The sequence below is a fragment of the Pseudomonas sp. A-R-19 genome (assembly GCF_019956575.1).
In the GTDB taxonomy this organism is placed as follows: domain Bacteria; phylum Pseudomonadota; class Gammaproteobacteria; order Pseudomonadales; family Pseudomonadaceae; genus Aquipseudomonas.
Map to the genome: position 1 here is coordinate 24,363 of NZ_JAHBDR010000059.1, position 23,868 is coordinate 48,230.

The window sequence follows — 23,868 nt, forward strand, 5'->3', positions numbered from 1 at the left end:
CCCCTGGCGCCGACTCAATGGACCGCCCCCGCGTCGAACAACACTCGCCAGCCATCACACAGTTCCTGTTGCACCTGTTCGGGTGGCAAGCGGTGACCATAGGCCATGTTTTGCCAGTGCCCGGTCAGGTTTTTGCTGTAGGCCAGCAAGGCTGGTTGCTGTAACAACTCGACACTGCGCAGCACCTGTCCTTCGGTGTCGGCGGCTTTGAGCGCGATGTTGAAGTCGTGCAACAGGCGGCTGAGCAGGGCGCGATAGAGCAAGCCGAGGGCTTCGCGCGGCTGGGTCTGCCAGAGGCTTTCAGCGCGGGTGGCAATGTCGGCGGGCAGGGACTCGGGCTTGAGGTCCAGGCCGAACGCCTGCTGCGGTAATGGTCGGGGGGCTTTGACCTTGAGCGTCGGTTGCCGGCTGACGAACGCCTGCAACCAGTCGCGATAGCGCCAGATCAACAGGCCGATGCTGGCGATGACGGTGCCCCACAGCGCGATTTCAATCAGTGTCGCCAGTGCCCCGAAGTTCTGCCCCTCGAACAGCTTCAACAGCGCCTTCAACCATTGCGGTGTCTGGCCGGCGTCCGAGGCATCAACGCCCGGTTTGTCGTCGCCCAAGCGATAGCGGGTCACCGTTTCCCGGTTCTTGAAGGGCGGCTGTTCGAGGATCGTCTTGATGCTGTCCCTGGAGGCCTGGCTGGTCAGTGGCTGGTCCAGCAAGCGCGGGCTGTCGAGTGAATGGGCCGGTTCTGCGGCCCACACGCTGTGTGTGGCTGGCATCAGCGCAATCACGGCCAACAGCAAGACAGCGCCTGTATTGACCAGGCGTTGGCGCATTCGGCGGAACACCAGTTCGATATCCCAGGCCTCAAGCACGGTGCGCCGGTTCAGGTAAAGGCTGAAGCCGCAGGCGACATAGATCGGCTCCCAGACCACCAGCACCAGTGCATAAAAGGCATTGGTCAGGTGTTCCAGCCAGCGCCAGTCCTGGTTGGCCGCCGAGATCAGCGACTGCCAGCTCCAGTCGAGCGCGACCTGTTGTGGCAGCAGCAGATAGAACAACACCATCAAGCCGATCCACAACGCGCCTTCCAAGTGCGTACCGATGATCGTCAGCCAGCGTGCGGCACCAGCATCTCGCTGCAAAAGCACCTGTAGACGTTGCTGGCGTTGCGCTCCGTCGAGGCCTTCGAGTTGCACCACCGGCATCACGAAACTGCGGTACAGGCTCAGGCGGCGCCAGGTCAGGCTGGCCAGCAATTGCGGTTTGAGCAGGCGTGGCCATTGTTGCAGGGCCTGCTTCAGCGTGGGCGTTTCACCGAACATGGCTTTGGACAGGATGTACAAGGGCAGGCGTTCGAACGCTGGTTTCAGCCACCAGAATATGAACAGGGCGAGGGAAGGTGAATCCCAGAGTCCCCAACTGAGCAGCGCGAAAATGGGCAAGGTGATCATGGCCCAACTGGTCAGCAGCAGGCGTCGGTGGCGCTGGCTCAGGAGCACGCCGAGGTCCATGGCTTCCCAGGTCGAGCGCGGGCGAATCACCACGGTGGCGTCACTCAGGCGCATGGCGGCGACGTCCGGCAAACACGAGATAAACCACCACCAGCAACCAGAGCGCCGCGCCAACCAGGTACTTGGTCTGGTACGACGGGCCAGTCATTGATGACCAGTAGGCTTCGATAAACGCTGCAATCAACAGAAACAGCATGACCCCGCAGATCAGCAGCACACTCTTGCGCGCCGCCAATCGCAAGGCCTCGGCGCGTGGCAGGCGTCCCGGGGCGATCAGCGCCCAGCCCAGCTTCAGGCCGGCGGCACCGGCCAGGGCGATGGCGCTGAGTTCGAAGGCGCCGTGGCCGATCACGAATGACCAAAAGGTTTGCCCGTAGCCGACGTAGGTCAGGTGCCCGGCTACCGCACCAATCATCAGGCCGTTGAAAATCAGGAAAAACACACTGCCCAAACCAAACAGCAAACCGCTGGCGAAGGTCTGAAAGGCAATGCCGATGTTATGCATGATGTAGTAGCCGAACATCGCCCAGTCTTCGCTGGCTGCCCGTTCGACCGTGCGCCCGAGGTGACCGGCAACGGGGTCGTACATGCTTTGCATCTCGCTGACCTGTTCGTTGGGGATCAGGTTGTAGACCAGGTCCGGGTACAGGTACACCAGCAGCGCGAAACCGGCCAGGCTGCCAAAGAACATCAGGCTGGCGGCGAGGACGAAACGCCACTGCTCACGCACCAGTCGCGGAAAGTCGGCCAGGATGAATGCCAGCACGCTGGCGCCCAAACGGCTGCGGTGACGGTAGAGTTGCTGGTGTCCGCGCAGGACTTGTTGCTGCAAGGAGTCGATCAGAAAGCTGCTGTAGCCACGCTCTCGTGCCAATGCCAGGTGTTGGCAGAGGCGTCGGTAGTCCTTCGGGAAGCTGCCGGCATCGGTGGCTTTGCCGTCCCGTTCCAACCGCTCGAGCAGGGCGCAGAAGCGTTCCCATTCGGCTTTGTGCCGGCTTTCGAAAAGGCTTTGTTTCATGTCGGCCCCAACAAGCCGCGGGCGATGCCGTTAAGCTCGTTCACCGCCTGCGGGGCCGGGACTTGCAAGGGTTGGGCGAGAATCACGGCCAGCTCATCGGTCCGCGCCTGGGAGAGTTCGCCCTGGCGCTCGGCAAACCCGAGAATGGCCCGTTGTTCGGCGAGTGTCAGGGCAAAGGGCGGGCGGCGGGGCTGGGCTTCAGGGAGTTCGGGGCGGGTGTGCGATTGTTCGCGATAGATCACCAGGGTCCCGGCGGCGAGATCGCCGAGGCGCTTGAAGTGGGGGTGTTGCAGGCAACTGATGGCCCCGAGGAAGTAACCGAAGGGTAGCAGGTCGACAACGCGCAGCAGGTTGCGCAGCAGGGACGCGGACCACCCGACCGGGGTGCCATCGTCGTGTACCACGCGCAATCCCATCCAGTGCTTGCCCGGCGAACGGCCCTGGTTCAGTACCTCGAACAGCACCATGTACCACCAGCTCACCACGAACAGCAGGATCGACCCGAGCCCGGCACCCAGTTTGCCGAGCATGGCCAGCACAATGAACAGCACGCCCAGGATCAGGCCGCGTAAACCCAGGTCAATGGAGAACGCCAGCGCACGGACCATCAACCCGGCTGGGCGCAGTGGCAGGTCGACACCTTCTGGCGTTTCGACTTGATACCGCGTATCCAGTGGCGGTGACAGCGGCGCATTCCCTGGCAGTGCTGTGGTCTCGAGCATGGGCAACCTGATGAATGTGGCCTGGATCGGGATTCTGTGTTCATCCGATGCTAGCAGCCTATGCGGGGGGAAACGATATAACTGTGTATTGCCTGGTGAGTCGCACAAGGTGTTTGAATGACAAGACACTGGTCGGGGTGGGAGGTGAACGCCTAGACTTTGCCGATCTTCAGTTCAGGAATCGCCCGTGACCTCCATCTTCTGGTACGACTACGAAACCACTGGCATCAATCCCCGTCGCGATCGTCCATTGCAAATGGCCGGCCTGCGCACGGACTTCGATCTCAATGAAATCGACGAACCGGTCAATCTTTACTGCCAGCCCAGTGACGACATCCTGCCGCACCCGGCCGCCTGTGCGATCACCGGCATCACCCCCGGGCAACTGCAGGCGCAAGGCTTGCGCGAAGCCGACTTCATGACCCGGGTGCATGCCCAGCTCGCGGCGCCGGGCACCTGTGGCGCGGGGTATAACACCTTGCGTTTCGATGACGAGATGACCCGCTACAGCCTGTACCGAAACTTTTTCGACCCTTATGCGCGGGAGTGGCAGGGTGGCAACAGCCGCTGGGACCTGATCGACGTGGTGCGCGCCGCCTATGCCTTGCGCCCCGATGGGCTGGTCTGGCCGACCGATGACGAGGGACGGGTCACGCTCAAGCTCGAACGCCTGACCGCTGCCAACGGCATCGATCATGGCAATGCCCACGAAGCGCTGTCGGACGTGCGCGCGACGATCGCCCTGGCGCGCCTGATACGGGAAAAACAGCCGAAGTTGTACGACTGGTTGTTTCAGCTACGCAGCAAGCAAAAAGTCATGGACCAGATACGCCTGCTGCAACCGCTGGTGCATGTTTCCGGGCGCTTTTCGGCCGCGCGCAGCTATGTGGGTGTGGTGTTGCCGCTGGCCTGGCACCCGCGCAACAAGAACGCCCTGATTGTCTGTGACCTGCACCTCGATCCCCAGGGCCTGTTCGATCTGGATGCTGAAAGCTTGCGCCAGCGCCTGTATACCCGCCGCGACGAACTGGCCGAAGGCGAGCTGCCAGTGCCGTTGAAGCTGATTCACATCAACAAGTGCCCGGTGGTGGCACCGTTGTCGGTACTTCGCCAGGAAGACCAGCAACGCCTGGGGCTGGATATGGCGCTGTATCAGCAGCGGGTGTTGCGGCTAAATGACGCGCAGAAAGTTTGGCTGGATAAAGTCCTGGCGGTTTATGCCCGAGAAGATTTTTCCCAGAGCCAGGATCCGGAGCAACAGTTATACGATGGATTTATCGGTGATCGGGATCGGCGATTGTGTGAACAAGTCAGAACCGTGGATCCGCAGCAATTGGCACAAGAGCAGTGGCCTTTCGATGACGAACGTTTGCCTCAATTGCTGTTTCGATATCGCGCACGCAACTTTCCCGAGACATTGAATGCCGAGGAGCAAGAACGCTGGCGAATATTCTGTCAGAAACGTTTGTCAGAACCCGAGTGGGGTGCACCCAATACCCTTGAAAGTTTTGTAGAGGCCGCGGCCCAGTTGAGCGTTACAGCTACTCCGCTTCAGCAGGGGGTGCTCGGTGAGTGGCAGGATTATGTCCAGGGACTGCGCCAGCGTTTGTGTCTTTGAATTCGAACATGCCGGGGCTTAAATACGGTGCATAAAAAAACGCCAGCATTTGCTGGCGTTCTTTTTTTGTCACGGATCCATCTGCGACAAGCTCTGAGGCTTAGCCCAGCAGGGTAGCCCAGCCTTCCACCACGTCACCGCCCCACTTGGCTTTCCACTCTTTCAGAGTCTTGTGGTTGCCACCTTTGGTTTCGATGACTTCGCCGTTGTGCGGGTTTTTGTATTGTTTAACTTTGCGAGCACGCTTGGTGCCGGTAGTTTTCACTGCACCGCCGCGTGGTGCCTTGGTTTTGGATTCTGGATCCAGCAGCGCGATGATGTCACGCAGGGACTTGGAGTATTCACCCATCAGGGTGCGCAGTTTGCCTTCGAATTCCAGCTCGGTTTGCAGTTTGTCGTCTTGGGACAGGTTCTTCAAACGGGCTTGCAGCTCTTTGATAGCTTCTTCGGTGGCGCGATATTCGTTGATCAAGGACATGTGGACTACCTTATGTTTGCGCTGGATGGCAGGGTGACAGTGCCGCAATAATAGTCACGGTGTTTCATCAAGTAAACATTTAAGCCAACTTTATTTAATTTAGTTGCCGTGTCTTTGGCGCACATTGGTAGTGCAGTTATTGTCGGTCAGATATACATAAATTAACAATTGAGCGGCATCGCTAGAGCGACGGTGCTAACAAGCATGGGTGTTGTCCGACCTGCCGCACCGACCTTCCGGCAGGGCGAAACGTCAACAATACTGCAGTTTTGCTGCGCAATCGCTAGAATGGCGGCCTTTGCGAAGTTCTGGAGTTTCCCCCTCATGCGCACTTTTCGTCTGGTGATTTCTTGCCCGGACCGTGTTGGCATCGTTGCCAAAGTCAGTAACTTTCTGGCATCACACAACGGCTGGATCACTGAAGCGAGCCATCACTCGGACAATCTCAGTGGCTGGTTCTTCATGCGTCACGAAATCCGTGCCGACTCCCTGCCATTTGGTATCGAAGCGTTTCGCGAAGCCTTTGCGCCGATCGCCGAAGAGTTCTCGATGGACTGGCGCGTCACCGATACCGAACAAAAGAAGCGCGTGGTCCTGATGGCCAGCCGCGAGTCGCACTGCCTGGCCGACCTGCTGCACCGCTGGCACAGCGATGAACTGGACTGCGAAATCTCCTGTGTGATTTCCAACCATGATGACCTGCGCAGCATGGTGGAGTGGCACGGCATTCCGTACTACCACGTCCCGGTCAACCCGCAGGACAAGCAACCGGCCTTCGCCGAGGTTTCGCGCCTGGTCAAACAGCACGATGCCGAAGTGGTGGTGCTTGCCCGTTACATGCAAATCCTGCCGCCGGAGTTGTGCAGCGAATACGCGCACAAGGTGATCAACATTCACCACAGCTTCCTGCCGTCGTTCGTCGGTGCCAAGCCGTATCACCAGGCCTCCCTGCGGGGCGTGAAGCTGATCGGCGCGACCTGCCACTATGTGACCGAAGAGCTGGATGCCGGCCCGATCATCGAACAGGACGTGGTGCGCGTAAGCCACAGCGACAGCATCGAAGACATGGTGCGTTTCGGCCGTGATGTCGAGAAGATGGTGCTGGCCCGTGGTCTGCGTTATCACCTGGAAGACCGGGTGTTGGTGCACGGCAACAAAACCGTCGTCTTCTGATAGAAGAACACCGCGGTTGAAATTCGAAGGGCCTGGGCGTTCAATCGCTTCAGGCCCTTCGCCGTTTCTGCACCGAGGACAAGACCATGGCCGATCCACTGGACAAAGCCACAGCCAAGGCGCCCGCCACACTGGGCGAGGGTTGCCTGAGCCGCTACGACCCGGATGACATGGGGCCTGAAACGGGTACGGAGTTTCCGGATGCCGCGCAATTGTGGGAGGAATTGAACGCAGGAGCCGGCTTGCCGGCGATAGAGTCCCAGGCTTGCAGTGATTTCCAGGGCCCTATCGCTGGCAAGCCAGCTTCTACGGATAGACGTTCTTGATCAATTTCTTGAGCAGCGGCCGGCCGAGCATCAGCAAAAACACCGGCCCACCGATCAGCAAGTAGAAGTAATACGTCACTGCCCGCCAAATCAGAATCGCCGCCGCCGCTGTGGATTTCCCGACCATGGGCGCCAGCAACGCCGCCGACGTCAGCTCCGCAGCACCGGCTCCGCCCGGCAGAAGGCTGAATTGCCCGGCACTCAGCGCCAGCATCTGGATCAGAAAACTCCAGGCCCACTGCAAATCCGCGCCGAGCCCGCGCAACGCCAGATAGAGCACGCTGTAGCGCAAGACCCAATGCACGCAGGTCAGGGCAAATACCTTGATCAAGGTCTGCACGGGTAATTTCAGCGTGTCGGTAAACGCTGCGAGAAACTGCAGGAGCTTGCGCGCCCAGCGCATTCGCGTGGCGGTTTGCACATTGGCTCGGGCGAGCCAGCGGCCACTCAGGCGAATCAAAGAGCGGTGATAGCGCGCCACCACGACGCAACTGATCAGGCCACCGAACAGCGAAACGGCGCTGACGGTCAGCATCCATTCCATGCGCTGGCTGAGGTGCTGGAACAGGGCGTAAATCAGAATCCCGCTCAGTGCACAGAGGAAAAACAGCAAGTCGCTCAACTGATCCATGGCGAACACCGCGCTGCCCCTGGCCGGGCGCACGCCGTGACGCGCCAGCAACGCCATGATCGTCAGAGGACCGCCGCTGCCGCCAGGCGTGGCGCAGTAGGCAAATTCGGCGGCCATCACCACGCCGAGGCTTCTGAGCGGGCTGACCTTGTCGCATTGGTCCCCCAGCAACAAGCGCAATCGCAAGGTATTCACGCCCCAGCACAGCAGGATCATGCCAAACATGATCAATAGCCAAGGCAGCGCAAAGCTGGTCAGCCGGGACCAGGTCTCGCTGCCGCCCAGCAGTGTCGGAATCAGCACCGCCGCGAGCAGGCCGAGAGTCAACAGCAGTCCGCGACTCATGCGGCACAGCCCATTCGGTCGTTTTGCAGCGCCAGCCACTGGGCCTTGGTCATCGGAACGCGTCCGCCATCGAGCAGGCGCTCGAGGGTTTGCAGCCAGTATCGACGGGAAAACTCATGGCGCATGTCCACCGGGTGCAGGCCCAGGCGAATCACCGGGGCGTGCTGCCAGCGTTGTTCGCGGCGGTCGCTGACCAGCTTCGATACGCCCCGGCGCCAAGCGCTGCGCGCACTCCAGACCAGACCTGGCGCCTCGATCGCGGTGAAGTCCGGCAGCCGGTATAAATGCTGCGAGTCGCTGGTGTAACTCAGCGGCAATTCGCGCAATGCCTGGCGAGTGCCTTGGCTCATCAGCCAGGCGGGGGCGACGAACCCTTCCAGCGGCCAGTCATGGCGGTGGAACATCTCGATGCCCGAACGCAGGCGGGAGAGGGCGGCTTCTCGCGATAAACGGTAAAACTCGCCTTCATGGGTATAGATCCGACGCATGAACCAGTCGCGGGGATTGCGCGTTATTGGCCCGTCGTCGCAATGGAAGTAGCCATGCAATGCCAATTCGTCACCCCGGGTGACCCGTGCAGAGAGCTGGCGGCAAAATTGCGGATGGGCGTCCAGAGGGTTGTGTTTATGGAAATCCGGCACCACCAGCCAGGTCATCGGCACGTCACCCAGGGCGTCGACGGCTCTGACGAACGGCTGGTAGTCGGCCCAGGTTGGCGGAGCCACGTCGTGCAGCACCAGCAGTAAAACGGGGCTGTTCATGGACTCAACCATTGGCCGTCAGCGGCCACTGGCTGCCGAGCACAGCGTGGTAGTGGCGCAGCAGGCTGTTGACCACGGTGTCCCAGGCGTAATGCCGTTCGACATGCAACCGTGCCTGTTTGCCAAGCGCTGCGCTGCCCGAGCCGAACAATTCTCGAACGGCGGTGGCCATCGCGGCGGGGTTGTTCGGTGCGCAGAGCCGGCCGCAGTCCTCGCTGACGATTTCCTCGAAAGCCCCGGCCGCTACGGCTACTACGGGAATGCCACTGGCCATGGCTTCGAGTATCACCAGGCCAAAGGTTTCCTGATCGCCGGCGTGCAACAGTGCATCGGCACTGGCCATGAGGCGGGCTACCTGCGCGGCGGGGCAGAATTCGTCGATCACCGTCACGTTGGCCGGCACGGCCGTGGGCATCGACGAGCCCACCAGAATCAGGTGATAGCGTCGGCCCAGGCGCTGCATGCAGTCGAGCAGCACCGGCAGGTTTTTTTCCTTGGAACCGCGCCCGGCGAAAATCAGCAGGCGGGTGTTTTCGTCCAGACCCAACTCGGCTCGCAGCCCCGGGTCCCGGGCATCTGGATGGAAGGTTTGCAGGTCGACGCCGAGCGGTTGCACGAAGACATTCCTGACCCCAAGCCCGGTCAATTTGTCGGCCATGACCCGACTGGGCGCCAGGACCCGGTCGAAGTTGCCGTAGAGCTTGCTGACATAGGCTTCGACGTTGTTGGTCACCCAATTGCCCATGCGGTTGCGGACCAGCAGGGGCAGGTCCGAGTGATAGAAGCCGATGACCGGCACGTCGAGTTGGCGCCGCGCGTCCAGTGCTGCCCATGCGGTGAGATAGGGGTCGCCGACTTCGATCAGGTCGGGCTGCAAGTCCTGCAGGACATTGCGCCAGGGTGCGAGGCGCAGCGGGAAGCGATAGCCCTTGCCGAAGGGCAAGGCGGGGGCCGGGACGGTGAAGATGCCATCCTGCTCGCTAAAAGAGGATCCGGGGATCAGCAAACTGTGGCGAATGCCCGGCTTGATGCCCAGGCGACGATGCTTTGCATCCAGATAAGTGCGTACGCCACCGCTGGCAGGGGCGTAGAACATGGTGATGTCAGCGATATGCACGATGAACGATCCTCCGGTCCCGGTACTCCCTTGGTTGACCTTTATGAAGGATAGATGTTCGGTTGAGGTTATGTGCTGGCCTCATCGCCGGCAAGCCGGCTCCTACAAGAGCGCGATCCACCTGTAGGAGCTGGCTTGCCAGCGATGAGGCCGGTTCAGACGCTAGATACGGAAACTGCCTACCAACTGCTTCAACCGCGCCGCCTGCTGTTCAAGGTCCGAACACGCGCGCAAGGTCGATTGCAGGTTTTCCACACCCTCCTGGTTCAGCGTGTTGATCTCGGTGATGTCGACGTTGATCGACTCCACCACGGCGGTCTGCTCCTCGGTTGCGGTGGCCACCGACTGGTTCATGCCGTCGATTTCACCGATACGCAAGGTCACGCTGTTCAGGCGCTCGCCTGCGAGGTTGGCGATTTCCACGCTGTCCTGACTGTGGCGCTGACTGTCGCTCATGGTGCTGACCGATTCCCGGGCGCCGACTTGCAGTTCCTCGATCATGGTCTGTACCTGTTGCGCCGATTCCTGCGTGCGGTGTGCCAGGTTGCGCACCTCGTCTGCCACCACGGCAAAACCGCGACCGGCCTCACCGGCGCGCGCAGCTTCAATGGCAGCGTTGAGCGCCAGCAGGTTGGTTTGTTGGGAAATGCTGGTGATCACTTCGAGAATCTGCCCGATGTTCACCGTTTTACTGTTCAGCGATTCGATGTTGGTACTCGATGCGCTGAGCATGCTCGACAGTTGATTCATCGCCACGATACTGCGGTCCACCACTTGCTGGCCGTCTTCGGCCAGGCTGCGGGCATCGCTGGCCTGGCTCGAAGCCTGAGCAGCGTTGCGGGCAATTTCCTGGGCGGCGGCGCCCAGTTGGTTGATGGCGGCCGCGACGCTGCTGGTGCGCGAGGCTTGCTGGTCGGAGTTGAACATCGACGAGTTGGAAGCGGCCACTACACGCAACGCCACTTCGTTGACTTGCCCGGTCGCCGAGGACACTTCGCGGATTGAACCGTGAATGCGCTCGACGAAGCGGTTGAACGCGGTGCCGAGGGTACCGAATTCGTCGTTGTTCTGGATGGTCAGGCGCTTGGTCAGGTCGCCTTCGCCATCGGCGATGTCGGCCATGGCGCGGGTCATGACGTGCAAAGGCTGGATCAGGATGCGAATCAACATGCCCAGCAGGGCGATGATGATCGCCACCGCAATGATGGTCGCAACCACAGCAGAGGCGCGGAATTTGCTGAGCATCGAGTAGGCTTTTTCTTTGTCGACCGACAGACCGATGTACCAGTTGACCGAAGGCAGGCCCTTGATCGGGGTGAAGCTGACGATGCGCGTCTTGCCATCGACGTCCACTTCGCTGAAGCCGTTGCCGATGCGCGGGGTGTCTTTCGGATACGCCTCGCTCAGGGACTTCATCACCAGCGCTTTGTCCGGGTGAACCAGGATCTTGCCGTCGGCGCTGACCAGGAACGCGTAACCCATGCCATCAAAGTCGCGGGCACTGAGGGTATCGATCAGGGTTTGCAGGCTCAGGTCGCCGCCTACCACTCCCACGCTCTGGCCGGCCTTTTTCGAAGCCGTGGCCATGGAGATGATCAATTGGCCGGTTGCCGCATCGATGTAAGGTTCGGTCAGGGTCGGCGTACTGCTGCTTTCGGCGCCTTTGTACCAGGGGCGAACACGCGGGTCGAAACCGTCCGGCATCTTCGCGTCCGGACGAATGGTGAAGTGCCCGGTGGCGTCACCCAGGTAGGACGCCATGAACGTCGACGTCAGGGTTTTCTGCTCAAGCAGGCTGGCGACGTTGCTTTGTTCCGGGTTGATGGCGATGTTTTGCGAGAGGTTCTCGATCAACAAAATTCGCCCGGCCAGCCAGGTCTGGATGTTGTTGGCGGTGACGTCGCCCATCTCGTTGAGATAGTTATTGAGGTCTTCGCGGATGGCGTTGCGCTGTAGATAGTCGTTGTACAGCGTGAATGAAGCGAAGGCGGCAATCACAATGAGGGCGGCGGCAAGCAGGATTTTATGGCTGAAACGCAGATTTTTGTTCATGGCTTGGGGTTCCGCTAAGGTCTTAATGTCCAGCGCGTGCTTTTATAAAGAGGCGCATTACGGGCAAGTTTGAAAGCAAGTGAATTTTCCGACTCTCCTTAGGGAAATTTCCGACCAGATCGTGTCTGACTGCTTTGTCGTTATCTCTATCGGCCGTGTAGGACCAAAGATTAATCATGGGTGACCAAATGCCTGACTCACTGCAACTCGTTATCGGCGCCGATCTCACAGGACAGCCGATTGCCCAGGCCATGCGCCTGGCGAACCGCCACGGTTTGATCGCGGGCGCGACCGGCACCGGCAAAACCGTCACTTTGCAACGATTGGCCGAAGCCTTCAGCGATGCCGGGGTAGCGGTGTTCGCCGCCGACATCAAGGGCGACCTGTGCGGCCTGGGTGCCGCCGGCAACCCCCAGGGCAAGATCGCCGAGCGGATTGCCGGGATGCCCTGGCTCAACCACAAGCCTCAGGCTTATCCGGTGACGTTGTGGGACGTACACGGTCAGTCCGGTCATCCTTTACGTACAACCTTGAGCGAAATGGGGCCGCTGCTGCTGGGCAGCCTGCTGGAACTGACCGACAGTCAGCAGTCGGCACTGTACGCGGCGTTCAAGGTGGCGGACCGCGAAGGCCTGTTGTTGCTCGATCTCAAGGACCTGAAGGCGTTGCTCAATCACTTGCGGGACAATCCCGAGTTGCTGGGCGACGATGCGGCATTGATGACCACCGGCTCCAGTCAGGCGCTGCTCAGACGTCTGGCGACCCTGGAGCAACAAGGCGCCGAAGCCTTGTTCGGCGAGCCGGCGCTGCAACTCGAAGACATCCTCCAGCCCACTGCGGATGGCCGCGGGCGCATTCATTTGCTTGATGCCCGCCGTCTTGTGCACGAAGCACCGAAGGTCTACGCGACGTTCCTGTTGTGGCTGCTGGCTGAGCTGTTCGAGCAACTGCCTGAGCGTGGCGATGCCGACAAACCATTGCTGGCGCTATTCTTCGACGAGGCGCACTTGCTGTTCAACGGTACGCCCCAGGCGTTGCGTGACCGTCTTGAGCAAGTCGTGAGGCTGATTCGTTCGAAAGGCGTGGGCGTGTATTTCGTCACGCAATCGCCGGGTGACCTGCCGGATGATGTGCTGGCGCAATTGGGCTTGCGTATCCAGCATGGCTTGCGTGCGTTCACCGCCAAAGAGCAGAAGTCCCTGCGCGCGGTAGCCGAAGGTTTCCGGCCGAATCCGGCGTTCGATACGTTGTCAGTGTTGACCGAGCTCGGGATCGGCGAGGCGCTGGTCGGCACCTTGCAGGAAAAGGGCACGCCGGAAATGGTCCAGCGGGTGCTGGTAGCGCCGCCGCAATCGCGGATCGGGCCTTTGACCGATGCCGAGCGCACGGCGCTGATTGCCGGGTCGCCGTTGCAGGGGCGGTATGACAAACCGGTTGACCGTGAATCGGCCTATGAGGTGCTGATGGCGCGCAAGGGCCTGGCGCCGGCACCGGAAGCGGCACCGGGTAAACCGGCACCCGAGGAGCCAAGCTTCACCGAGCAGGCCGGGGAGTTTCTTGGAACCGCGGCAGGGAAGGCGCTGAAATCGGCGATGCAACAGGCGGCGAACCAGATTGGCCGACAGTTGGTGCGCGGCTTGATGGGCTCATTACTGGGCGGCAGCAAACGCCGCTAACTTGAGCGAGTACAGTCTGACAGTGGAAGCGGGCTTGCTCGCGAAGGCGTCAGCACATTCAACATTGATGTGACTGATGTAGCGCTTTCGCGAGCAAGCCCGCTCCCACAAGGTTTCTGTGTCAGGTTTTGGATTTGGCGTGCGCCGCCAGTCGCTCCAGCGCCGCCCGCAGGTTCGGATCGCTGATCCCGTCGGCCGTGGCCTGAATAGTTGCCGCAGCATCGTGCGACAGGTCCATGGTGTGCCCGGTCGCGCCCCGCTGGACGGTAGGTGGCTGCACCTTGAACAGGATTCGTGTCAGGTTGGCAAATTCGTCGAACATTTGCAGTTGCCGTTGCAGGCGCTTTTGCTGGTAGCGCAGGCGGGTTGCCCAATGACCGTCTGTGACAATCAGCAACAAACTGCCTTCGCGCCAGGAAGCCACATGGCAATGCTCGCGAGCGGCGGGCTGCAGTTGGCTCTCGAGCAAGCGTTGCAGATGACCCAGGCGTTGAGCGTGGCCGAGAATGGCTTTCAGCGGCTTGGCTTCGCGTAATAGAACGGCAGGTACTTTGGCCGTAAGTGGGCGAAATGCCATGATCAGACACCTGAAGTAACAGAGGCGCCATGGTAGCAGAAAGCACCGGATGCACCCGCCCATTGCTTTTGTGGGTGCTTTACCCATTAAATCAACAACTAACTTCTGCCCTCAACGGCTTGAAGTTGAGCAAAACGCCCCTATTTAAAGTGAGCCCCGTCAAAGCGCAGTGCCAGCATCGTGGAATTTCGCCACTTTCCTCACCACCGTTTCCGGGTAGAATGCTCGTTCGCATGCGGCCATGAGGGCTGCACGGGCGACTCACGGGGCCGCCCTCCATCCCTTTAGTGTGGAAGATCCTGCCGATATGTTTGCGCCTTTGTTAAAGAAACTTTTTGGAAGCAAGAATGAGCGTGAAGTCAAACGCATGCTCAAGACGGTGCAACTCGTCAATGCCTTCGAAGAGCAAATGGTGGCCCTTTCGGACGATCAATTGCGTGCCAAGACAGACGAGTTCAAGGCCCGCATCGCCAAAGGGGAAACCCTCGACAAGCTCCTGCCAGAAGCCTTTGCGGTCGCCCGCGAAGCCGGCAAGCGTGTCATGGGCATGCGTCACTTCGACGTCCAACTGATCGGCGGCATGACCTTGCATGAAGGCATGATCGCGGAAATGCGTACCGGTGAAGGCAAGACCCTGGTGGCAACACTGGGCGTTTACCTCAACGCGCTGTCCGGCAAGGGCGTGCACGTTGTGACGGTGAACGACTATCTGGCCCGCCGCGACGCCAACTGGATGCGTCCGCTGTATGAATTCCTCGGCCTCACGGTCGGCGTGGTCACGCCGTTCCAGCCGCCGGAAGAAAAGCGCGCTGCCTACGCCGCCGACATCACCTACGGCACCAACAACGAATTCGGTTTCGATTACCTGCGCGACAACATGGCGTTCAGCATGGAAGAAAAATTCCAGCGCGAACTCAATTTTGCCGTGATCGACGAAGTCGACTCCATCCTCATCGACGAAGCCCGTACGCCGCTGATCATCTCCGGTCAGGCCGAGGACAGCTCCAAGCTGTACATCGAGATCAACAAGCTGATCCCGCGGCTGGAATTGCATGTCGAAGAAGTCGAAGGCGAAGTCACCAAGGCTGGCCATTACACTGTCGACGAGAAGACCCGCCAGGTCGAGCTCAACGAAGCCGGTCATCAGTTCGTTGAAGAATCGCTGACCTCCCTCGGCCTGCTGGCTGAAGGCGAAAGCCTGTACTCGGCGCACAACCTGAGCCTGCTGACTCACGTCTACGCCGGCCTGCGCGCGCACAAACTGTTCCATCGCAACGTCGAATACATCGTGCAGGACGGTCAGGTCGTACTGGTCGACGAGCACACCGGTCGTACCATGCCGGGTCGCCGTTTGTCCGAAGGCCTGCACCAGGCCATCGAAGCGAAGGAAAACCTGAACATCCAGGCCGAAAGCCAGACCCTGGCGTCGACCACCTTCCAGAACTACTTCCGTCTGTACAACAAACTGTCCGGCATGACCGGTACGGCCGACACCGAAGCGTTCGAATTCCACCAGATCTATGGCCTGCAGGTCATGGTGATTCCGCCGAACAAGCCTTTGGCGCGTAAAGACTACAACGACCTGGTGTTCCTGACGGCCGACGAGAAGTACGCGGCAATCGTGGCCGATATCAAGGAAAGCATGGCCGCAGGCCGTCCGGTCCTGGTCGGTACCGCCACCATCGAAACCTCCGAGCACATGTCCAGCCTGCTCGTGAAGGAAGGCATCGAACACAAGGTCCTGAACGCCAAGTTCCATGAAAAGGAAGCCGAGATCATTGCCCAGGCCGGTCGCCCGGGCGCACTGACCATCGCCACCAACATGGCCGGTCGTGGTACCGACATCCTGTTGGGCGGTAACTGGGAAGTGGAAGTGGCCTCCCTGGAAAGCCCGACCCCTGAGCAGATTGCCCAGATCAAAGCTGACTGGCAGAAGCGTCACCAGCAAGTGCTCGAGTCGGGCGGTTTGCAGGTCATTGCGTCCGAGCGTCACGAATCCCGCCGTATCGACAACCAGCTGCGTGGTCGTGCCGGTCGTCAGGGCGACGCCGGTTCCAGCCGCTTCTACCTGTCTCTGGAAGACAGCCTGATGCGCATCTTCGCCTCTGACCGGGTGAAGAATTTCATGAAGGCCCTGGGCATGCAGCCTGGCGAAGCGATCGAGCACCGCATGGTGACCAACTCCATCGAAAAGGCCCAGCGCAAGGTTGAAGGCCGCAACTTCGACATTCGCAAGCAACTGCTCGAGTTCGACGACGTCAACAACGAACAGCGTAAAGTGATCTATCACATGCGTAACACGTTGCTGGCCGCCGACAACATCGGCGAGACCATCGCTGACTTCCGTCAGGACGTGCTCAACGCCACCGTCAGCGCACACATTCCTCCGCAATCGCTGCCTGAACAGTGGGACGTGGCCGGTCTGGAAGCTGCGCTGCAGAGCGACTTCGGTGTGGCGCTGCCGATCCAGCAGTGGCTCGACGAAGACGATCACCTGTACGAGGAAACCCTGCGCGAGAAGCTCATGAACGAGCTCATCGCGGCGTACAACGAGAAAGAAGACCAGGCGGGCGCCGAAGCGCTGCGCACCTTCGAGAAGCAAATCGTTCTGCGTGTACTGGACGACCTGTGGAAAGACCACCTGTCGACCATGGACCACCTGCGTCACGGTATCCACTTGCGTGGTTATGCCCAGAAGAACCCGAAGCAGGAATACAAGCGCGAGTCGTTCACCCTGTTCTCCGAGTTGCTGGATTCGATCAAGCGCGACTCGATCCGTGTGCTGTCCCACGTTCAGGTTCGTCGCGAAGATCCGATCGAAGAAGAGCAGCGCCTGCGCCAGGAAGCCGAGGCGCTGGCCGCTCGCATGCAGTTCCTGCATGAAGAAGCCCCGGGCCTGGAGCAACCGGAAGTGTTGGGCGAAGAAGTCGATCTTGCCCTCGCTGCCGCGCCGGTACGCAACGAGCAGAAGCTGGGTCGCAATGAGCTGTGCTACTGCGGTTCGGGCAAGAAGTTCAAGCATTGCCACGGGCAGATCCAGTAAAACCCGTTTCAATCGCTGAAATACCCGCGCCGCGACCGGCTTCTGCCGTCGCGGCGTTTTACCATTCGAACCACCGTTTTTGCTGAAACGGTTGCTGACATCATTTTTAGAGGAGCGCATTCATGGCTGTTGGTCTTGGTCCTTTGCCAACGTTGCACCCGGTTGCCGGTTTTGAACTCGGTATTGCCTCGGCCGGCATCAAGCGCCCGGGGCGCAAGGATGTTGTGGTCATGCGCTGTGTTGAAGGCTCCACGGTTGCCGGCGTGTTCACCTTGAACGCCTTTTGCGCCGCACCGGTGATCCTGGCCAAGCAACGCGTGCAAGGCCCGGTGCGTTACCTGCTGACCAATACCGGCAATGCCAACGCCGGCACCGGCGAGCCAGGCCTGGCTGCTGCCGAGCGCACCTGCGCCAAGCTGGCCGAGCTGACGGGTGTCGATGCCAGCCAGGTGCTGCCGTACTCCACCGGCGTGATCGGCGAGCCGCTGCCCGTGGAAAAAATCGAAGGTGCGCTGCAAGCAGCCCTCGATGATCTGTCGATCCACAACTGGGAAGCTGCCGCCACCGGCATCATGACCACCGACACCCTGCCAAAAGGCGCGAGCCGTCAGTTCCAGCATGACGGCGTGACCATCACCGTCACCGGCATCAGCAAGGGTGCGGGCATGATTCGCCCGAACATGGCGACCATGCTCGGTTATATCGCCACCGACGCCAAGGTTTCCCGCGACGTGTTGCAAAACCTGATGCTCGATGGCGCCAACAAGTCGTTCAACCGCATCACCATCGATGGTGATACCTCGACCAACGACTGCTGCATGCTGATCGCCACGGGTCAGGCCGCGCTGCCGGAAATCACCCGTGCCGAAGGCGAGTTGTTCGCCAAGCTGAAGCAAGCGGTATTCGAAGTGTGCATGGACGTGGCCCAGGCCATCGTGCGCGACGGCGAAGGCGCGACCAAGTTCGTCACCGTTGAAGTCAACGGCGGTGGCAATCACCAGGAGTGCCTGGACGTCGGTTACACCGTGGCTCACTCGCCGCTGATCAAGACCGCGTTGTTTGCTTCCGATCCGAACTGGGGCCGTATCCTGGCCGCGGTTGGTCGTGCCGGCGTACCTGACCTGGACGTGAGCAAGATCGATGTGTTCCTCGGCGACGTGTGCATTGCCAGCCGTGGCGCGCGTGCGGCGACCTACACCGAAGCCCAGGGCTCGGCGGTGATGCAGCAGGAAGAAATCACGATTCGTATTGAGCTGGGTCGTGGCGATTGCAGCGAAACCATCTGGACCACCGACCTGTCCCACGAGTACGTGAAGATCAACGCCGAGTACCGTACTTAATACGCGGCTCAAGACCGAGTCGTCCCATTGGTGAGCAAGCCCGCTCCCACAGGTTCAGTGGCGTACACAAACGTTGTGTTCAACGCGATCACTGTGGGAGCGGGCTTGCTCGCGAAGGTTGACGACCAGACGCCAGAGATTTTGGCCTGTCCCCTCATCAAAAGGTCCCGAACATGAGCCTGCACCTGATCATCGGCGACAAACTGCATTCCTCCTGGTCCCTGCGCGGTGCCCTGGCCCTCGATCTGGCTGGCGCCGCCTATACCGAAGAACTGATCAAGCTGAACCAGCCCGACACCCGCGAGCGTCTGCTCAAGCATTCGCCGACCGGCAAGGTCCCGCTGCTGAAAACCGAACACGGCACCATCGCCGACTCCCTGGCGATTGCCGAATACCTGGCGGAACAGTTCCCGGCCGCGGGCCTCTGGCCCAAAGACACCGCCGCCCGCGCCCAGGCGCGCTCGGCGTGTGCGCAGATGCACAGTGGATTCTTTGCCATGCGCGGCAACATGCCGTTCGACCTGAGCCATGATGCCCCTTTGTCGCCGGTCCCGGCTGACGTTCAGGCCGACATCGAACGCATGTCGGCGCTGTGGGCTGAATGCTGTGCCGCCGCGACTGAAACCGGGCCGTACCTGTTTGGTCATATCAGTCTGGCTGACGTGTTTTTTGCGCCGATTGCCGTGCGCTTGCGCACCTATCAGGTAAAACTGTCTGCCACTGACGAAGCCTATGTCGATACCCTCTACCAATGGCCGGCGTTCAAGGCCTGGCAGAAGGCCGGACTGGAGGAGTTGGAAAAGTGAAACGAGTGCATGTCGCCGCCGCCGTCATCCGCGATGGCAGTGGCCAAATCCTGATCGCCCGCCGTGCTGATTCACAGCATCAGGGTGGTCTGTGGGAGTTTCCCGGGGGCAAGGTCGAGGCCGACGAGTCGGTCGAAACCGCACTGGCCCGCGAACTCCATGAGGAACTGGGCATTGTGGTTGGCGCGGCGCGCCCGTTGATCAAGATTCGGCACGATTACCCGGACAAGCAGGTGTTGCTGGATGTCTGGGAAGTCTCGGCGTTTTCCGGCGAGCCCCATGGTGCCGAGGGACAACCGCTGGTCTGGGTGGCACCTCGTGATTTGTCGAATTACGAGTTCCCGGAGGCCAATCAGCCGATCGTCGCGGCCGCGAAATTACCCGCTCAGTACTTGATTACCCCGGAAGATCTGGAAACACCGGCCTTGCTGCGGGGAATCCAGAAAGCCATCGCGGGAGGCATCAAGCTGATCCAGTTGCGTGCACCGAACGGTTACGATCCGAAGTATCGCGACCTGGCTGTCGATGCGGTGGGCCTGTGTGCCGGTAAGGCACAGTTGATGATCAAGGGGCCGTTCGAATGGCTGGGCGACTTCCCGTCCGCGGGTTGGCACATTACCTCGGCGCAGCTGCGCAAGTACGCCGCGGCTGGGCGACCGCTACCGGCTTCGCGTTGGCTTGCGGCGTCGTGCCATAACGCTGAAGAGCTGGCACTGGCCGAACAGATGGGGGTGGATTTCGTGACCCTGTCGCCGGTTCAACCGACTTTGACGCATCCTGGTGCCGAGCCGTTGGGTTGGGAGCAGGCTTCAAGCTTGATCGAAGGGTTCAGCAAGCCGGTGTTCCTGCTCGGCGGTGTTGGCCCGGCCGAGGTCGAGAAAGCCTGGGCGGCGGGTGCGCAGGGTGTGGCGGGGATTCGGGCGTTTTGGCCTGAGGCCTGATTTTGTAGCGCTCCTGCTGGCCTCTTCGCGGGCAAGCCCGCTCCCATAGGTTTTGTGAGTGCCACAAATCCACTGTGGGAGCGGGCTTGCTCGCGAAGGGCCCCGAGAGGCGCCGACTAAACCTCAGGCTTCGCCGCAGGCTGCCAAAGAATCTCCGTCACTCCCTGACGCTTGGCAATCAGCCGCGCCACCACAAACAGCAAGTCCGACAATCGATTGATGTACGCCAGGCCAACCCCGGCCAACGGCTCAATCGCATTGAGTTGCTGACACCGCCGCTCTGCGCTGCGCGCCAGGCTTCGACAGACATGAGCCTGGGCAATCAGCGTCGAGCCGCCAGGCAAGATGAAGTTTTCCAGCGGTCCCAACTCTTCATTCCATACATCGATCGCGGCTTCCAGGCGTTCGATTTCCGCTGCATTCAACGCTTGATACACCGGCATCGCCAGTTCGCCACCCAGATCAAATAACCGATGCTGGCAGGGAGCCAATACCTCGATCACTTCGTTCAAGCCTGGAAACCGGGCGGTTTCTGCCGCCAGCCCGGCCAGGAGTACCCCAACCTGGCTGTTCAGCGTATCGACCTCACCGATTGCTTCAATGCGCGGGTGATCCTTGGGTACGCGGCGTCCGTCGCCCAGCCCGGTCTCGCCTTTGTCGCCAGTGCGGGTGTAAATCTTCGACAAACGAAAGCCCATGGTTACCTCGATAGCAGATTGAGTTCTTGCGAGACAGGTGGCGTGCTCGCCAGGGGCAGGCGCAAGGTGAAGCACGTGCCCTGGCCCAGGGTCGATTGCACTTCCATCTGCCCCTTGTGGTTGTTGGTGATGATGAAATACGACACCGACAGTCCAAGGCCGGTGCCCTGGCCGATTTCCTTGGTCGTGAAGAACGGCTCGAAGGTGCGTTTGCGCACGCTTTCGCTCATGCCGATGCCGTTGTCCTCGACCTGGATTTCCGCCCATGGCGGGTTCAGCCGGGTGCGCAGAATGATCCGCCCCGGCTCGCTGTCGTCTTCGCGCTGGTGGATGGCTTGCGCGGCGTTTTTCAACAGGTTGAGCAGCACTTGCTCCAGTTCGTTGGCGGTGCCGGGTACCGGACCCAGCGCCGGATCGAACTGACGAATGATGGCCTGGCCCTTGAAATCGAAGCCGATCGCCAGGTCGAAATCGTTGCCGGCAATCTCTACCGCCTGATCGATCAGGGCGGGCAGATCGCACGGGGCCATTTGGCGGGTGCTGCGACGGCTGAAACTGAGCATGTGGGTGACGATTTTGGCGGCCCGGGCGCCGGCCTGCTGGATGCCGTCGAGCAACTGCGGCACTTCGCGGATTTGCAGGTACTGATTGACCGTCGCCAGTTCGATTGCGGCCTGTTCGGCTACTTCCAGGTTCTTCGGCAGATCGGGGGACAGGCGTCGGCGAATGTTTTGCACGTTGTGCAGTATCGCACCCAGCGGGTTGTTGATCTCGTGGGCCATGCCGGCGGCAAGACCGCCAACCGAGAGCATTTTCTCCGACTGCACCATCATCTCTTCCAGGGACAGGCGCTGGGTGATGTCGTCGATCCGGATCACCACGCCACGCCCGGCGCCGCCCATCAACGGGTAGAAAGTCAGGGCGTAGTGGCGGGGCTCTTCGTCCTTGAGCCAGGTGACACGTTCGATCTTGGCCACCGTGTGTTGTTCGACCGTTTGCTTGAGTTGCGGCAGGAACGGCTTGAGCGGTTCGAAGGCAAGGAAAATCGGCTGGTTCAGGGCTTCGTCGAGGCGAGTGCCGGAAAGGGCGCTCGCTTCCTGGTTCCATTGCGTCACATAGAGCTGTTCGTCGAGGGCGATCAATGCCGACGGCATGGAGTCAATGATGCTGTTGAGGTAGTTCTGGAAGCCGGTGAGCTTTTTCTCGATCTTGCTGCGCACCTGGACTTCCAGCTCCAGCTTGCGGTTGGTATGGCGGGTTTCTTCCGCCAGGCCCTGGGCCTGGTCGTAGGCAGCCTGGGAGTCGTCCCGGGCACGTTTGAGTTGCTGCTCCCGGGCCTCGATACGCGAGAGCATGGTGTTGAACGCCTCGGCGAGACTGCCGATTTCATCGTGGTTACCTCGCGAAGCACGCAGTGCGTAGTTTTCTTCACGGGTTACCTGGCGGGACAACTCTTCGAGCTGATGGATCGGCCGGGTAATCAGGCGCTTGATCTGGCGGGCGATGATCAGCCACAGCAGCACACTGAAAATCAGAATGCCCAGGCTGGCCGTCAGGGTCCCGGTGTAGAACGCCACTGGCAGTTCACTGCTGGCGACCAACAGCAAATGCCCTGGTGCGGTTCCGGGGCGGGGCAGGGTGATGACCTGGTTGCTGCGAAACTCGGTCACCTGCCAGTCTTCGATATGCCGGAACCGTTTCGGCAACTCCAGTTTGTCGCCGCGCTGCAGTTGCGCCAACTGTTCGCCCTTTCCGTCATACAGGACTGCTGCGCGCAGCGGTGAATAACTGTTGAGTTCGTTGAGCAGGCGCTCGGCGCTTTGCGGCGATTCCAGGGCTTCGGACACCAGGCTCGGGTTCGATACCAGTCGGCCGATGGTCTGCAGGGCCTGTGGCGCCATGCTTTCCTGGGATATGTAGTAGGCGGCGCTGATAAAGGTCAGGTTGGCAACCAGCAGGACGGTGACCATCAGTACCAGCAGGGCGGCCAGCAGTTTCTGGCCGACGGGCAGGTTTTCAAGGCGCTGGCGCAATGGCATCGGATTCATCGCAGACAAGGAACAAGTGGCCAGCGTAGCCGCTGCTCAGTCGCTGGGCAATCCAAGGCTTTGCAGGCGGGCAATCAACCTCGACTCAAGCTGATTGAGGTGAGGCAGGTTCAGTTGATGGCGCCCGGCCACTTTGCAGGCGTAGCCCAGCAGGTAGCTGATTTCTGTGCGGCGCTGGCTCGTGACGTCCTGATGCATCGAGGAGTAGTTGGCTGCAGTGGCGTGAATCACCCGTTCAACTTCCTGTTGCAGGTTTTCGGCGGCAGCCGGTTGACCGCAACGCTCAAGCAGCTCCACCAACTCGCCGCACAGGGTGGCGACTTCGCAGTGATGTTGCTGCAAGCCGCCGTTGCGGCAATCGTGTAGCACCGTCAGCGGATTGATCGCACAGTTGAGGGCGAGTTTGCGCCACAGCCGGGTCAGGATTTCGGTGCTCCACTCGTGGGGGATACCGGCAGCGCTCAGGTCGTCGAGCCAGATCGGCGCGACCGGATGGCTCGCGTCCCCCAGCCAGGTGAAGCCATGCCCGGCAAACACCACGCGCCAATCACCGTCGCGAAAGGCACCTTCGGTGCTCGACGCATAGATGCAGCGTGCCTGCGGAACCTGTGCGGCCACCGCGTCCTGGCTGCCCAGCCCATTTTGCAGCAGGATCAGCTCGGCACCGGGGGCCAGGCGCGGCGCCAATCGGGCCACCGCGCTTTCGGTGTCGTAGGCTTTACAGGCCACCAACAGGCGGTGGATCGGCTGTGTGCTGTCGGCTGTCTCGGCGGGTACGGCATAGTGTTGCGCCTCGCCGTGTTCCACCAGTGTCAAACCACCGGCCGCCTCATAGGCCTGTAGTCTCGCGGTGTCCCGCAGGATCAGCTTCACGGGTACGCCAGCCCGTGCCAGACGTGTTGACCATAAAGTGCCGAGGCTGCCGGCGCCCAGAACATGCCAGGTGGTGGACATCAGCTTTTTGCTCTCTTTAAGGCGTGCATCGGCAGCTCA

20 protein-coding genes are annotated in these 23,868 nt (G+C 60.6%); 8 read left to right on the forward strand and 12 right to left on the reverse strand.

From position 1 onward, the window contains the following. Window positions 1–14: 14 nt before the first annotated feature. From KGA88_RS16155 to KGA88_RS16165, 3 genes are read right to left on the reverse strand one after another with little or no spacing between them, the layout of a single operon-like run. Entirely contained in the window at window positions 15–1,559 is a 1,545-nt protein-coding gene (locus tag KGA88_RS16155; RefSeq protein WP_223592588.1) for a DUF4129 domain-containing protein, read from the reverse strand. Next, the gene (locus tag KGA88_RS16160) at window positions 1,546–2,523 is read right to left on the reverse strand and encodes a stage II sporulation protein M (protein WP_223592590.1); all 978 of its coding nucleotides are present in this window, start codon (window positions 2,521–2,523) and stop codon (window positions 1,546–1,548) included. The genes KGA88_RS16155 and KGA88_RS16160 overlap by 14 nt, the downstream gene beginning before the upstream one ends. Next, a complete protein-coding gene (locus tag KGA88_RS16165; protein ID WP_223592592.1) occupies window positions 2,520–3,245 on the reverse strand; it encodes an RDD family protein in 726 nt (241 codons plus the stop codon). The genes KGA88_RS16160 and KGA88_RS16165 overlap by 4 nt, the downstream gene beginning before the upstream one ends. Before the next feature lie 187 nt (window positions 3,246–3,432). On the opposite strand from KGA88_RS16165, the gene sbcB reads away from it, so the two are divergent. Further along, complete coding sequence (gene sbcB / locus KGA88_RS16170; RefSeq protein ID WP_223592603.1) at window positions 3,433–4,863, forward strand: exodeoxyribonuclease I; 1,431 nt, start codon at window positions 3,433–3,435, stop codon at window positions 4,861–4,863. Window positions 4,864–4,963: 100 nt separating this feature from the next. Here the strand turns inward: sbcB and mvaT are convergent, their stop codons facing one another. Further along, entirely contained in the window at window positions 4,964–5,341 is a 378-nt protein-coding gene (gene mvaT, locus KGA88_RS16175) for a histone-like nucleoid-structuring protein MvaT (RefSeq protein ID WP_007933316.1), read from the reverse strand. Window positions 5,342–5,665: 324 nt separating this feature from the next. On the opposite strand from mvaT, the gene purU reads away from it, so the two are divergent. Together purU and KGA88_RS16185 are read left to right on the forward strand one after the other, a co-directional pair. After that, on the forward strand, window positions 5,666–6,514 hold the full coding sequence (gene purU, locus KGA88_RS16180; protein WP_223592605.1) for a formyltetrahydrofolate deformylase: 849 nt from the start codon (window positions 5,666–5,668) through the stop codon (window positions 6,512–6,514). 86 nt (window positions 6,515–6,600) lie between these two features. Continuing rightward, window positions 6,601–6,840: a hypothetical protein gene (locus tag KGA88_RS16185; protein ID WP_223592657.1), complete on the forward strand. Its 240-nt coding sequence runs from the start codon at window positions 6,601–6,603 to the stop codon at window positions 6,838–6,840. Here the strand turns inward: KGA88_RS16185 and KGA88_RS16190 are convergent. From KGA88_RS16190 to KGA88_RS16205, 4 genes are all read right to left on the reverse strand, one after another. Next, window positions 6,821–7,816 (reverse strand): YbhN family protein, encoded by a 996-nt coding sequence (locus tag KGA88_RS16190; RefSeq protein WP_223592607.1) that lies wholly within the window; start codon window positions 7,814–7,816, stop codon window positions 6,821–6,823. The two genes, KGA88_RS16185 and KGA88_RS16190, sit on opposite strands and share 20 nt — an antisense overlap. Then, on the reverse strand, window positions 7,813–8,589 hold the full coding sequence (locus KGA88_RS16195) for a DUF2334 domain-containing protein (protein WP_223592609.1): 777 nt from the start codon (window positions 8,587–8,589) through the stop codon (window positions 7,813–7,815). The genes KGA88_RS16190 and KGA88_RS16195 overlap by 4 nt, the downstream gene beginning before the upstream one ends. Then, window positions 8,582–9,694 carry a glycosyltransferase family 4 protein gene (locus KGA88_RS16200; RefSeq protein ID WP_223592617.1) on the reverse strand — a complete coding sequence of 371 codons (1,113 nt, stop codon included), beginning with the start codon at window positions 9,692–9,694 and terminating at the stop codon, window positions 8,582–8,584. Before KGA88_RS16200 ends, KGA88_RS16195 begins: the two co-directional genes overlap by 8 nt. Window positions 9,695–9,856: 162 nt before the next feature. Beyond that, window positions 9,857–11,746 (reverse strand): methyl-accepting chemotaxis protein, encoded by a 1,890-nt coding sequence (locus KGA88_RS16205; protein WP_110660429.1) that lies wholly within the window; start codon window positions 11,744–11,746, stop codon window positions 9,857–9,859. 188 nt (window positions 11,747–11,934) lie between these two features. Here KGA88_RS16205 and KGA88_RS16210 point away from each other — a divergent pair, with 188 nt between their 5' ends. Then, a complete protein-coding gene (locus KGA88_RS16210; RefSeq protein WP_223592619.1) occupies window positions 11,935–13,422 on the forward strand; it encodes a helicase HerA-like domain-containing protein in 1,488 nt (495 codons plus the stop codon). Window positions 13,423–13,543: 121 nt separating this feature from the next. On the opposite strand, the gene KGA88_RS16215 is transcribed toward KGA88_RS16210, so the two are convergent. Beyond that, window positions 13,544–13,999 (reverse strand): DUF721 domain-containing protein, encoded by a 456-nt coding sequence (locus KGA88_RS16215; protein ID WP_110660430.1) that lies wholly within the window; start codon window positions 13,997–13,999, stop codon window positions 13,544–13,546. A 307-nt stretch (window positions 14,000–14,306) separates the two neighbouring features. Between KGA88_RS16215 and secA the strand changes: the two genes are divergently transcribed. The 4 genes from secA to KGA88_RS16235 all read left to right on the forward strand — a co-directional run bounded on the left by secA (window position 14,307) and on the right by KGA88_RS16235 (window position 20,129). Beyond that, window positions 14,307–17,042: a preprotein translocase subunit SecA gene (secA, locus tag KGA88_RS16220; RefSeq protein WP_223592621.1), complete on the forward strand. Its 2,736-nt coding sequence runs from the start codon at window positions 14,307–14,309 to the stop codon at window positions 17,040–17,042. A gap of 122 nt (window positions 17,043–17,164) precedes the next feature. Then, a complete protein-coding gene (gene argJ, locus KGA88_RS16225; RefSeq protein ID WP_223592624.1) occupies window positions 17,165–18,382 on the forward strand; it encodes a bifunctional glutamate N-acetyltransferase/amino-acid acetyltransferase ArgJ in 1,218 nt (405 codons plus the stop codon). Between the two features lie 173 nt (window positions 18,383–18,555). Further along, window positions 18,556–19,188: a glutathione S-transferase gene (locus KGA88_RS16230; protein WP_223592626.1), complete on the forward strand. Its 633-nt coding sequence runs from the start codon at window positions 18,556–18,558 to the stop codon at window positions 19,186–19,188. Then, window positions 19,185–20,129 (forward strand): Nudix family hydrolase, encoded by a 945-nt coding sequence (locus KGA88_RS16235; RefSeq protein ID WP_223592628.1) that lies wholly within the window; start codon window positions 19,185–19,187, stop codon window positions 20,127–20,129. The genes KGA88_RS16230 and KGA88_RS16235 overlap by 4 nt, the downstream gene beginning before the upstream one ends. 116 nt (window positions 20,130–20,245) lie before the next feature. Here KGA88_RS16235 and KGA88_RS16240 read toward each other — a convergent pair whose 3' ends face one another. Genes KGA88_RS16240 through KGA88_RS16250 form a run of 3 tightly spaced genes read right to left on the reverse strand, consistent with a single transcriptional unit; the run spans window position 20,246 to window position 23,829 of the window. Continuing rightward, a complete protein-coding gene (locus tag KGA88_RS16240; RefSeq protein WP_223592637.1) occupies window positions 20,246–20,827 on the reverse strand; it encodes a cob(I)yrinic acid a,c-diamide adenosyltransferase in 582 nt (193 codons plus the stop codon). 2 nt (window positions 20,828–20,829) lie between these two features. Continuing rightward, window positions 20,830–22,866 (reverse strand): HAMP domain-containing sensor histidine kinase, encoded by a 2,037-nt coding sequence (locus tag KGA88_RS16245; RefSeq protein ID WP_223592655.1) that lies wholly within the window; start codon window positions 22,864–22,866, stop codon window positions 20,830–20,832. Window positions 22,867–22,911: 45 nt separating this feature from the next. Then, the gene (locus KGA88_RS16250) at window positions 22,912–23,829 is read right to left on the reverse strand and encodes a putative 2-dehydropantoate 2-reductase (RefSeq protein ID WP_223592640.1); all 918 of its coding nucleotides are present in this window, start codon (window positions 23,827–23,829) and stop codon (window positions 22,912–22,914) included. Between the last annotated feature and the right edge of the window lie 39 nt (window positions 23,830–23,868).